Origin of the sequence: Streptomyces sp. NPDC058469, from assembly GCF_042721125.1 — a bacterium.
Lineage (GTDB): Bacteria > Actinomycetota > Actinomycetes > Streptomycetales > Streptomycetaceae > Streptomyces.
On record NZ_JBHXME010000247.1, the window covers coordinates 1 to 11,717 of the forward strand.

The window sequence follows — 11,717 nt, forward strand, 5'->3', positions numbered from 1 at the left end:
CTCCTCACCTGGGCTCAAGCCGACGTAGCGGCCAACGGTGCCCCCGACGACGCGGCGCTCCCCGCCCCGAACACCTCAGTCAGGACCGACGCGCTGGCGGAAATCGGCGCCCTCACCGAGGAGTTGCGCGCCCAGTCGATCCTCCAGAACGGCACGGTGACCGTCGCGGAGGCCGGACTGGACGACGTCGCGCGCCTCGCCCTCGTGCTGGCCCGCCCCGACACCCCCACCTACGTGTCCACCCTGGCGGCACTGGTCGCACGGGACACCGGGCGGCCGGTCCAGGTGCTTGGCCCCGACGGCCGTACTCACCGGTTCGGCCCGGCCGACGGCACCCCCCTGACCCTGTACTTCGACGGCAACCGGTTCTCGGTCACCCCGCCCGCCCCGGACGACGACTGACCGGTCGTCACCCGATCACTTTTCTGGAAGGAACAGCATGTCCGGCAAGAACAGCCCGCAGCACCAGGCAGCGACGGGCGGGGCGGAGCCCACTCCGGCCCCGGACACCACCGCGGGCGGCGCCCCCGAGACCGAAGCGGTACTCCCGCCGACCAGCGGCGAGACGACGGCCGCTCGCACCGGCGCCGCCCCGGAGACCGCAGCGAAGGCGGAAGCGGCACTCACGCCCCCCGCGCAGCTCGCCGCCGCAGCCCAACTCCCCACCGCGGAAGCCGTCGTAGGCGCCGACGAAGGCACCACCCCCGAAGCCGCACCCGACCCCCACGCCGACACCCACGCCGACCCCGACCCGGGCCCCGAGGCCTTGGCCGGAGCGGCAACAGTCCAATCCGGAGACGGAGTTGGAGCCGGCTCGGAAACCGGCGAAGACACCGCCACAGCCGCCCCCGCCTTCGGCCGCCCCTCCCGAGGCCTCCTCGCCGGAGCCGCGATAGCCGGTGCGCTGCTGATCGGCGTGCCGTTCCTGGTGTCCGGGCTGCTCGGCAGGTCGAGTTCGGACGGGAAGCCGTCGGACCAAGTGGCCGACGCCGGGACCGTGTTGAACGGGGCGACGACGGACAGCGGTGCCGGCGCCTACGGTTCGGCCAGCCCGGACCCGACCTCGCCGAAGCCGACGCCCTCGCACACGACCGGCGGCAAGAAGAGCACGGTGAAGAACGGCGCGGGCGCCGCGGCCGGAGCCGGTGCCGGAGTGATCGCGGGCAGCACGGCCGACGCCCCCAAGAAGGCGTCCTCCGGCGGCAGTTCGAAGAAGAAGTCCACCACGACCAAGGCCACGGCCACCAAGACGGTGACCACCGCCCCCGGCACCACCATCTACGGCCACGCCTCCAACAAGTGCATCGAGATGGTGGGTCACAAGGGCGCCGACGGTTCGCCGTTGCAGATCAACAGCTGCACCGGCAAGAACTGGCAGAAGTGGGACTTCCGTTCGGACGGCACGATCCGCTCGATGGGCCTGTGCATGGACGTCGCCTGGGGCTCGTCGGCGAACGGCGCGGTGATCCAGATCGCGGTGTGCAGTGGCAACCCGGCCCAGCAGTTCCGCCTCAACTCCAGCAACGACCTGGTCAATCCGCAGGCCAACAAGTGCGTGGACGTCAAGGACCAGAAGACCGGCAACGGCACCCGGCTCCAACTCTGGGACTGCAACGGCCAGGACAACCAGAAATGGAGCACCCGCTGAACACGGCGGTGCCGCCGTACCGGTGAAGGCACGGCGGCACCCTGGACACCCCGGACATCCACGTCACGCTCAGATGTCCCGTACGAAAGCTAGATGTCCAGGAACTCCTCTACGGCGTCTCTGACCTGCGCAAATGAGCCCTTCCGAAGATCATCTTGTACGGTCGTTGCACAAGCTGAGGTTGCGTCCATGGAGATGGTGTACGGGTTCGACCTGATCCGGGGGTTTGCACGCCCTCGCGGAGGACAACCTCGCCGCGGCGAGTCCCGATCTGCTGCGCGCGATGGTCAAGACGTTCGCCGACACACTCATGTCCGCGGAGGCCGACGCCCTCTGCAACGCCGAATACGGACTGGTCAGCGACGAACGTGTCAACCACCGCAACGGCTACCGCCCACGCGAGTGGGACACGAGGGCGGGCACCGTCGAACTGGCCATTCCCAAGCTGCGGCAGGGCAGTTACTTCCCGCACTGGCTCCTCGAACGACGCCGCCGGGCCGAACAAGCCCTCATCAGCGTGGTCGCCACCGCCTACCTGCTCGGCGTCAGCACACGCAGAGTTGAGAAACTCGCCGAGTCCCTCGGCGTCACCCAACTGTCGAAGTCCCAGGTCTCGGTGATGGCGAAACACCTGGACGAACAGGTCGCCGCGTTTCGCAACCGGCCCCTCGACGCCGGGCCCTACGCGTTCGTCTGGGTCGACGCGCTGACCCAGAAGGTCCGCGAGGGCGGCCGCATCATCAACGTCCACGCCCTCGTCGCGGTCGGCGTCAACGCCGACGGACACCGCGAGATCCTCGGCATCGACGTCGCCACCGCCGAAGACGGCGCCGGCTGGCTCGCCTTCCTGCGCTCCCTGACCGCCCGCGGCCTGAACGGAGTCCAGCTGATCGTCTCCGACGCACACACCGGCCTGGTGAACGCGATCGGCGCGGTCCTGCCCGGCGCTTCCTGGCAGCGCTGTCGAACCCATTACGCCCGAAATTTGCTGAGCCAGGTCCCGAAATCGGCCCAGCCGTGGGTGGCCACGCTGCTGCGGACCGTCTTCGAACAGCCCGACGCCGACGCTGTGAGGGCCCAGATGCGGCACGTCCTGGACGCATTGGAGGCCAAGTTCCCCAAGTCCGCAGCCCACTTGGACACCGCCCAGCACGACCTGCTGGCCTTCACCGCGTTCCCGCGCGAGAGCTGGCGGCAGATCTGGTCCAACAACCCGCAGGAACGCCTCAACAAGGAGATCCGCCGCCGCACCGACGTGGTCTGCATCTTCCCCGACCGCACCGCCCTGATCCGCCTGGTCGGCGCGGTCCTGGCCGAGCAGAACGACGAATGGACCGAAGCCCGCCGCTACATGGGACTCGACCTGCTCGCCAAGGCCCGCCTCCACCCGATCGAGTCACAAACCGACGAGACCACCCTGCCCACCGAACTCAGCGCATAGCCTCAAAACGAGATCACCGAGTGGCCGTCAATACACCACTCCCGCGGACGTGACCCGATCTCGCCCACCAGGGCGGCGGCCCCTGGGTGAATACCGGCATCAAACGCGGGCCCCTGCAGGAACTCACCCTCACCGAGAAGACCCTCAACCGCGCGCTGTCCGCTGCACGGACACCGGTCGAACGCGGCGCTGCACGCCTGAAGTCCTGGCGCATCTTCCGCAGATCCCGGTGCAGCCCGAACCGCATGACGTCAATCGCCAAAGCCGTCCTCACCCTGGAGCGGCAACGCTGAAGAAGCTCAGTTAACCGGCGTCGGTGCCGTTGCGGGGTGGCCACAGTCTGTCGTGGCCACCCCTGTTGCTGCTGATCCGACCTAGCCGACCTAGCCGATCAGGTCTATCGGCGTCAGTTCAGGGTCCAGGTCTGGTTGGTGCCCCCGGTGGCGGCCCACTGCTCGACGGTCGCTCCCGCGGTGGCCGACGCTCCGGTCACGTCCGCGATCAGACCACTGTTGAGGTTGACCAGGACATAAGAGGCGTTGGACGAGGAGGTGTAGGAGCCGGTGGCCTCCAGTATCCACTGCTGGTTGGTGCCGTTGTTGCAGGTCCAGATGTCCAACTGGATGCCCTGTGTGGTGGACTGGCTGGGCACGTCGAGGCACTTGCCGCTGCCCACGCCCGTGAAGGTGTAGACGTTCCCGGCGACCTGCTTGAGCGTCCACTGCTGGTTGGAGGCCCCGTTGGAACCCCACTGGTCGATGCCCGCGCCGTTGGCCGTCGACCCGTTGCCGACGTCCATCACCAGCCCGCTTCCGGCGCCGGTGAGCCGGTGCGTGGCAGCGGCGGGGTTGGAGGTGCCCGACCAGGTTCCGGTGGTCACGTCGAGGGTCCAGGAGTTCTGCCAGCCGACGGCCACCGTCGTGCCGCTGATCGTCATCGGCAGCCACACCAGGGGCGAGGCGCCCAGATCGGAGGTCGTCCAGCGGTCACCGGCGTAGATGAACGTGGTGCCAGAACTGCCCTGCACCGGGATGACGTTGGCGGTCTGCGTGTTGTAGGTCTTGGTGCCCACGGGCGCGAAGGTACGGAACGCGGACCACGTGCCGGTGAGCGAGGTCGTCGTGGCGTACACGTTGTCGTTGGTGTTCCAGCCGGTCAGGTGGGACCCGAGCAGGTAGTACCGGCCCCCGGTCTTCACCATCGCCGGCGACTCGTAGTCGGCGAAGACCGTCACCGCGCTCGTGACGCTGAGGTAGTCGGCCGAGAGTCTGTCGATGCGCAGGCCGTTGGCGCGGTCCTCGCTCAGCAGGTAGCCGGTGCCGTCGGTGTCCTGGAAGAGGCCGATGTCCCGGCTCTGGTAGCCGAGCGGCCGGAAGCTGCCCTGGTAGCTGTAGGCACCGCACGGCGTGCTGCTGGTCGCGACGCCGACCTTGGCCTCGGAGTAGTTGGAGCTGTCGATGTGCAGGTACATCACGTACTTGCCGGTCGACGCGTTGTAGATGACCTTGGGACGTTCCACGACCCGGTTAGGCCCCAGGTCGCCGCTCGACTGCCGGCCCAGGGCGGCCCCCTGGTAGGCCCAGTGGGACAGGTCGCTGGACTTGTAGCAACTGATGGACTGGAACTGGGCGTTGGTGGAGCTCTCTCCCGACTTGTTCTCGCCGAAGCCGTACCAGTCGGAGCCGACCTTCACGATGCCGAGTCCGTGCGTCTGAAGGGCGTTGCCCGAGGTGTCGTTCCAGGTGGCGCCGGGGGTGAAGGTGCCGTTGGTGTCGGCGTGGGCCGCGGGCGCCGACAGAAGCGCCGCGGCGGTCAGAGCGATGAGCGCGCCGAAGGTGGAGCCCAGGCGCCGTGCGGAGGTCAGAAAGCGTGCGGGCATGCCGAACCTCATCGGGTGGGGGCTGGTGGGTGCCCAGCATGTTGATGGTTGCGCAAACATGTTGGGTTGTGTGGAGTGTGCTGCCGCCCGCCGAGGCAGTCAAGAGTCTGTTCACACATTCGTCGCCCCGGGGCAACGGGCCGCAATCTCGCCGAAACGGCGCACGGAGACCGGCTGGGAAGGGTGCCCCGCCGCTCGGCGGCAGGCCGCCTGGGGTATCAGGGTCCCCGGGCAGGGCTCTGACAGGCTCCTACGGCTTCTTCGTCCTCGGCCGCTTCGGCGGAGGCGCGGTGCTCGCGCGTACGACGAGTCGGGGTTCGACGGAGTCGATCAGTCCCGCGATCGACTCGCCGCCCTCGATCTGCCGCAGCAGGACGGCGACGCAGGCGCGGCCCATCTCCTCGAAGTCCTGGTGCACGGTGGTGAGCGGTGGCTGGAGGTAGGCGGCCTCGGCGATGTCGTCGAAGCCGACGACGCTCACGTCGTCCGGCACCGTGCGACCGGCTTCGGTCAGGGCCCGGATCAGGCCGATCGCCATGTGGTCGTTGCCGGCGAAGACGGCGGTGATGTCGTCCCGGGCGGCGAGTTCACGGCCGATGGCGTAGCCGGACTCGGCGCTCCAGTCGCCGTAGCTCACGGGCGGGACGGGGGCTCCGGCTTCCTTCAGCGCCGTGTGCCAGGCCGTGACCCGGTGGCGGGCGGAGTAGGAGTCCTGCGGGCCCGCGAGGTGCCAGACCGTGGTGTGTCCCAGGGAGAGCAGGTGCTCGGTGGCGGCACGGGCGCCGACGAGCTGATTGTTGTCGACCGCGGGGAAGCGCTGGCCGGGGTTGCCGTCGGCCATCACGATCGGGACGCCGGGAGGCAGCCGTAGCTCGGGGCGGTCAAGGATCTGGGCCTCGATCAGCACGATGCCGTCGACGGCCTGGCTGGTGAGCTGGGAGAACGCCTGCCGCACGGCTCCTTCGGTGGCGGCCCTGACCACGGCGACATTGACCGAGTACCCGGCGTCCTGGGCCACCGCCGCGATGGACTGGAGCGTCCGGGCGTTGCCGTGGGCGCTCAGGTCGAAGCTGATGACGCCGAGCATCCGGAACTGGCCGGTCGCCAGCGCACGGGCGGCGGTGTTGGTCCGGTACCCCAGCATCTCCATGGCGGCCAGGACGCGCTGTCGGGTCTCGTCGTCGACGTTGGACTTGTCGTTGGCGACCCGGGAGACGGTCTGGCTGGAGACACCGGCCAGCGCGGCGACGTCCGACTGTGAGGGCGGCCGGGTGCGCGCGGGAGGGACGCCGTCAGTGGCGGCTCCGGCCGAGGTGCTCCCCGCCCTGCTCATACCCAGGTCTCCTCGCTCGTCCAGGCTGCTTGCTCTCACCATGGATGTTGGCGCAAACACAGGTCTGGAGTCAATTCAGGTGCCGCTGCGGTCTCTCTGGAGCCTTCGGATGGCGAGGTCAGACCGTATAAGCGCCCGGCATGCGCCTTATCTGGAGCTTCTGTCCCCTTGGACACCCGTCGGATTCCTTTTGGTAACACCCTCTTGACATGCGGGAGCGGGCGCGGGCAGTCTCCCATCCAGTCAAGCGTGTTAGCGCAAACACGGTCCCTCAGTACCGCGTGAACAGGACCAGAGCCTTGAGCAAGCTGTCTTCGTCCGCCGCCTATCCGCCCCGCCGGGGGGTGACTTCCCCGCACGGCCGGTTCGGCTACGTACTCTTCGCACCCTTCCTGCTGGTTTTCGCGATCGCCATCGCCGCACCTCTGCTGTACGCGGTCTACCTGAGCCTCTTCCAGGAGCGGCTGGTCGGCGGCACCGTCTTCGTCGGCTTCGAGAACTACACCCGGGCCTTCGGCGACACCCTCTTCCGCGTGGGGCTGGCCCGGGTGGCACTCTTCCTCGCCGTACAGGTGCCGATCATGCTCGGCCTCGCACTGCTCGCCGCGCTGATCATCGACAGCGGCCGGCTGCGCTGGGCCGGCCTGTTCCGGATCGGCATCTTCATCCCCTACGCGGTCCCCGCCGTGGTGGCCGCGCTCATGTGGGGATATCTGTACGGCCCGAGCTTCGGCCTGGTCCACCAGGTCGGGGACGCGTTCGGCGTCGCCATGCCGAACCTGCTGTCCAAGCCCTGGATGCTGGCCTCCATCGGCAACATCAACACCTGGGAGTACACCGGCTACAACATGCTCATCCTGTACGCGGCGCTGCGCTCGGTACCGGAAGAGCTGTACGAGGCCGCGGAGATGGACGGCGCCGGAGCGATCCGCCAGGCATGGAGCATCAAGATCCCGGCGCTGGGCCAGGCGCTGCTGCTGACCGTCATCTTCTCGATCATCGGCAGCTTCCAGCTCTTCAACGAGCCCAACATCCTGCAGTCGCTGGCGCCCGACGTCATCACCACCAGCTACACGCCCAACATGTACGCCTTCAACCTGGCGTTCAACGGTCAGCAGTTCAACTACTCCGCCGCCATCGCCGTCCTGCTCGGCGTGGTCACGGCCGTCGTCGCCTACGCGGTCCAGCTCTGGACCGCCCGGAAGGAGCGCGTCCTGTGACCGCCGCCGCCCCAGCCCCCGTCCGTCGGCGCACCCGCCCCGGCCGCCCCGCCGGCTCCGGCCGACGTGCCCCGCGCCGGCGCGGCAGCACCCCGCTGACGGTGGCCATGTTCCTCATGCTCGCCTACACCATGCTGCCCCTGTTCTGGCTGCTGATGAGCAGCACCAAGAACAGCAAGTCGCTCTTCTCCAGCTTCGGCCTGTGGTTCGGCGACGGCTTCCACTTCTTCCAGAACGTCCACGACGTCCTGACCTACGACGACGGCATCTACCTGCGCTGGTTCGGCAACACCCTGCTCTACTCCGTGGTGGGCGCGGGCGGAGCGGCGATCATCGCGACAGCGGGCGGCTACGCCTTGGCGAAGTACGAGTTCCGTGGCAGGAAGGCGCTGTTCGCCCTGGTGCTGGGTGCCGTCACCATTCCCACCACCGCGCTGGCCGTCCCCACCTACCTGCTGTTCAGCAAGCTGAACATCGTCAACACACCCTGGGCGGTGCTGATCCCGGCGCTCGCCAGCCCGTTCGGCCTGTATCTGATGCGGGTCTACGCGCTGGACGCGGTGCCCGACTCCATGCTCGAAGCCGCCCGCATCGACGGTTCGGGCGAGCTGCGGACCTTCTTCACCATCTCGCTGCGGCTGCTGGCTCCGGGGTTCGTCACCGTCCTCCTGTTCGCGCTCGTCGCGACCTGGAACAACTACTTCCTGCCCCTGATCGTGCTGAGCGATCCCCACTGGTTCCCCCTGACGGTGGGCCTGAACCAGTGGAACACCCAGGCCAGCGGTCAGAGCACGGTCGGCACAGCACAGCTCTACCCGCTGATCGTCACCGGGAGCCTGCTGGCGATCGTGCCCCTGATCATCGCCTTCCTCTTCCTGCAGCGGTTCTGGCAGTCCGGCCTCGCCAGCGGAAGCGTCAAGCAGTAACCCCCTCCATCCCGAACCCGGTTCCACCTCCCACAACGACGTAGAGGAGCACCACAGCCATGTCCCTTACACCCCCGTCCCGCAGACGACTTCTCCTGGCCGCCGCACCCGTCGCCGCACTGGCTCTCACCCTGACCGCCTGCTCCGGGTCCGCGGACTCGGGCGGCGCGAGCGCGGCCTCGACCGCCGGCGCGCTCGACAAGGCGACCACCCTGACCTTCTGGACCTGGACACCCAACCTCAAGCCGATCGTCGCCAAGTTCGAGGCGCTCCACCCCAAGATCAAGATCAACGTGGTCAACGCGGGCCAGGGCCCCGCGGAGTACACCAAGCTGGAGACCGCCATCAAGGCCGGCACCGGCGGACCCGACATCGCCCAGGTCGAGTACTTCGCACTGCCGGAACTGGCCCTGTCCAAGGACCTGGTCAACCTGGACGACTACAACGTCCAGTCGCTCAAGGACAAGTTCACCGCCTCCGCGTGGTCCCAGGTCTCGACCAACGGAGGGGTCTACGGCGTCCCCCAGGACACCGGCCCGCTGACCATGTTCTACCGCACCGACGTCTTCAAGAAGCTCGGGCTGCAGCCGCCCAAGACCTGGAAGGAGTTCGCCGCCGACGCGGCGAAGATCCACGCGGCGGACCCCACCCACTACATCACCGCCGTGGACCCGAGCGACGCCGGCGTTGTCGACAGCCTCATCTGGCAGGCGGGTGGCAAGCCCTTCCAGACCTCGGGATCCACCAAGGTCTCGGTCAACCTCAAGGACGCCGGCGCGACCAAGGTCAGCACCCTGTGGACCTCCCTGTTGTCGAAGAAGCTTGCCGACTCCACCGCCATCTGGACCAACGAGTGGTGGCAGGGCATGGCCAGTGGCAAGTACGCCACGTGGATCGCCGGCGCCTGGGCGCCGAGCAGCATCGCCTCCACCATTCCGCAGACCGCCGGGAAGTGGGCCGCTGCCCCGGTCCCGCAGTGGGAGGCCGGCGGCAAGGCCTCTTCCGAGAACGGCGGCTCCTCGAATGCCGTCCCGGTGACCAGCAAGAACAAGGCCGCGGCGGTGGCCTTCGCCGAATGGCTCAACTCCGACCCGACCGCGACCAAGGCACTGTCCGACGGCGGACTCTTCCCGGCCACCTCGGCGCTGCTGAAGGATCCCGCCTTCCTCAACAAGAAGATCGCCGTGCTCGGTGACCAGCAGGCCAACCAGGTCTACGCCGCCTCTTCCGCCCAGGTCACCCCCGGCTGGCAGTACCTGCCCTTCCAGGTCTACGCCAACTCGGTGTTCAAGGACACCGCCGGGCAGTCCATCAGCGCCGGCACCGACCTGTCGGCCGGTCTCACGGCCTGGCAGAAGCGGATCACCGAGTACGGCAACCGGCAGGGCTTCACCGTCAGCGGTGGCTGACCGCCGCCGGACGTCCCGAGGACGGGGCGGGGCACCACCGCACCGTGGTCGCCCCGCCCCGTCCTCCCCGCAACAAGGAGCAGTCCAGCCGTGCCCGTGCTTGAGATCCTCGACGAGGGATTCCTCCCTGACGGGCTGGACCAAGGGCAACGCCTGGATCAACGGCTTCTCCCTCGGCCGGTACTGGTCGGGCGGCCCGCAGCACACGCTTTACGTCCCCGCGCCGGTCCTGCGCCCCGGCCGCAACGAGATCACCGTCCTCGAACTCCACACCACCATCAAGCCCACCGTCGACCTCCGCGACGCCCCCGACCTCGGACCCACCGAGGAGTAGCGGGGCACCCGGCTCCCGTCACGTTCTTCGCCACCACTCCCTTCGCCACCACTCCGAAAGGACCTCCCGCAATGGCCCACCAGGCCGCCGCCGACCGCTACACCTCGATGACCTACCGGCGCGCCGGACACAGCGGCGTGCTCCTGCCCGCCGTCTCGCTGGGCCTGTGGCACAACTTCGGCGACACCGCCCCGCTGGAGAACCAACGGGCGGTACTGCGCCGGGCGTTCGACCGCGGGGTGACCCACATCGACCTCGCCAACAACTACGGCCCGCCCTACGGCTCCGCCGAGGCGAACTTCGGCACGCTCTACGCACAGGACTTCCGCCCGTACCGGGACGAGCTGTTCATCGCCACCAAGGCCGGCTACGACATGTGGCCCGGACCCTACGGCGACGGCGGCTCGCGCAAGTACCTCCTGTCCAGCCTTGACCAGTCGCTTCGCCGTACCGGACTGGACCACGTGGACGTGTTCTACTCGCACCGCTTCGACCCGGACACACCCCTGGAGGAGACCATGGGTGCCCTGGATACCGCCGTCCGCCAGGGCAAGGCGCTGTACGCGGGCATCTCCAACTACTCACCGGAACAGCACCGCCGCGCCGTGGAGATCCTGGGCGGCCTCGGCACCCCGCTGCTCCTGCACCAGGCCGCGTACTCCATGCTCGACCGCACCGTCGAGCCCGGCGTACTGGAAGCCGTCGGCGACAGCGGAAGCAGCCTCATCGCCTTCTCCCCACTGGCCCAGGGCCTGCTGACGAACCGCTACCTCAAGGGGATTCCGGCCGGCTCGCGGATGGCGGTGGGGCACTTCCTCAAGAGCGACGCCCTCACCGAGGAGAAACTCGCCCTCATCCGAGCCCTCGCCAAGGTGGCGGAACAACGCGGGCAGACACTCGCGCAGCTCGCCCTCGCCTGGATCCTGCGCGACCCGCGCGTCGTCTCGGTCATCATCGGCGCCAGCAGCGTCGCCCAACTCGACCAGAACCTCGCGGCGTTGGACGCCGCACCCCTGAACGCCGACGAACTCACCGAGATCGACCGACTCCTAGCGACCACAGATACCCACTGACGCACTCCGCGCGGACGGCCATAATCGCTCAACTACCCCGTGGAGGAGCACCTGATGAGCCAAGACGGCGGAACCCGTCCCGCGCCCGCCCCGGAGCCGACCATCCATGAGCCGGTCGACGCGTCCACTCAGGACGACGGGCTGTTCGAGCACTGCCCCTGGCTCTTCGCCGAAGGCGCCTCGGACACGCAGCGCGCCGAACAGCGGCTACGGCAACAGAAGTTGCTCGCCACCGGGACCGTGACCCTCGGCGAGCGGTGCTACGTCGCGAAGTCGGCCGCCGTGTACCCGGACCGCCTGCACCTGGGCGACGACTCCTACGTCGGCGCCCACGCGTACGTCACCGGCGACATCACGGCCGGCGCCGACTGCTCGCTGAACCCCTTCACGACCGTCCGCGGCACCGTGACACTCGGCGACGGCGTCCGCATCGGCGCCCACACCTCCGTGCTGG

General features: G+C 68.5%; 11 protein-coding genes and 1 pseudogene. 10 read left to right on the forward strand and 2 right to left on the reverse strand.

Annotated elements, in window-relative coordinates:
- From ACFWP5_RS49550 to ACFWP5_RS49565, 4 genes and pseudogenes are all read left to right on the forward strand, one after another.
- The coding region (locus ACFWP5_RS49550; protein ID WP_384173069.1) for a hypothetical protein at window positions 1–402 on the forward strand (402 nt) is incomplete at its 5' end.
- 37 nt (window positions 403–439) lie between these two features.
- Complete coding sequence (locus ACFWP5_RS49555) at window positions 440–1,648, forward strand: ricin-type beta-trefoil lectin domain protein (RefSeq protein WP_384173072.1); 1,209 nt, start codon at window positions 440–442, stop codon at window positions 1,646–1,648.
- A 226-nt stretch (window positions 1,649–1,874) separates the two neighbouring features.
- Window positions 1,875–3,089 (forward strand): IS256 family transposase, encoded by a 1,215-nt coding sequence (locus ACFWP5_RS49560; RefSeq protein WP_384173075.1) that lies wholly within the window; start codon window positions 1,875–1,877, stop codon window positions 3,087–3,089.
- A gap of 56 nt (window positions 3,090–3,145) precedes the next feature.
- Window positions 3,146–3,382: pseudogene (locus ACFWP5_RS49565) on the forward strand (transposase family protein); the annotation flags it as partial.
- 113 nt (window positions 3,383–3,495) lie between these two features.
- Here ACFWP5_RS49565 and ACFWP5_RS49570 read toward each other — a convergent pair.
- Both ACFWP5_RS49570 and ACFWP5_RS49575 read right to left on the reverse strand, forming a co-directional pair.
- The gene (locus tag ACFWP5_RS49570; RefSeq protein WP_384173078.1) at window positions 3,496–4,968 is read right to left on the reverse strand and encodes an RICIN domain-containing protein; all 1,473 of its coding nucleotides are present in this window, start codon (window positions 4,966–4,968) and stop codon (window positions 3,496–3,498) included.
- Window positions 4,969–5,218: 250 nt separating this feature from the next.
- Window positions 5,219–6,301 (reverse strand): LacI family DNA-binding transcriptional regulator, encoded by a 1,083-nt coding sequence (locus ACFWP5_RS49575; RefSeq protein ID WP_384173081.1) that lies wholly within the window; start codon window positions 6,299–6,301, stop codon window positions 5,219–5,221.
- A gap of 299 nt (window positions 6,302–6,600) precedes the next feature.
- Here ACFWP5_RS49575 and ACFWP5_RS49580 point away from each other — a divergent pair, with 299 nt between their 5' ends.
- The 6 genes from ACFWP5_RS49580 to ACFWP5_RS49605 all read left to right on the forward strand — a co-directional run.
- Window positions 6,601–7,521, forward strand: a complete 921-nt coding sequence (locus tag ACFWP5_RS49580) for a carbohydrate ABC transporter permease (RefSeq protein WP_384173084.1) — start codon at window positions 6,601–6,603, stop codon at window positions 7,519–7,521.
- Window positions 7,518–8,447, forward strand: a complete 930-nt coding sequence (locus ACFWP5_RS49585) for a carbohydrate ABC transporter permease (RefSeq protein WP_384173087.1) — start codon at window positions 7,518–7,520, stop codon at window positions 8,445–8,447. The genes ACFWP5_RS49580 and ACFWP5_RS49585 overlap by 4 nt, the downstream gene beginning before the upstream one ends.
- Window positions 8,448–8,506: 59 nt before the next feature.
- Window positions 8,507–9,856: an ABC transporter substrate-binding protein gene (locus ACFWP5_RS49590; RefSeq protein ID WP_384173089.1), complete on the forward strand. Its 1,350-nt coding sequence runs from the start codon at window positions 8,507–8,509 to the stop codon at window positions 9,854–9,856.
- A 100-nt stretch (window positions 9,857–9,956) separates the two neighbouring features.
- Complete coding sequence (locus ACFWP5_RS49595) at window positions 9,957–10,190, forward strand: hypothetical protein (RefSeq protein ID WP_384173092.1); 234 nt, start codon at window positions 9,957–9,959, stop codon at window positions 10,188–10,190.
- Window positions 10,191–10,261: 71 nt separating this feature from the next.
- Entirely contained in the window at window positions 10,262–11,263 is a 1,002-nt protein-coding gene (locus ACFWP5_RS49600) for an aldo/keto reductase (RefSeq protein WP_384173095.1), read from the forward strand.
- Window positions 11,264–11,317: 54 nt separating this feature from the next.
- Window positions 11,318–11,717, forward strand: a 400-nt coding sequence (locus ACFWP5_RS49605; RefSeq protein ID WP_384173098.1) for an acyltransferase, incomplete at its 3' end; no start/stop codon positions are given.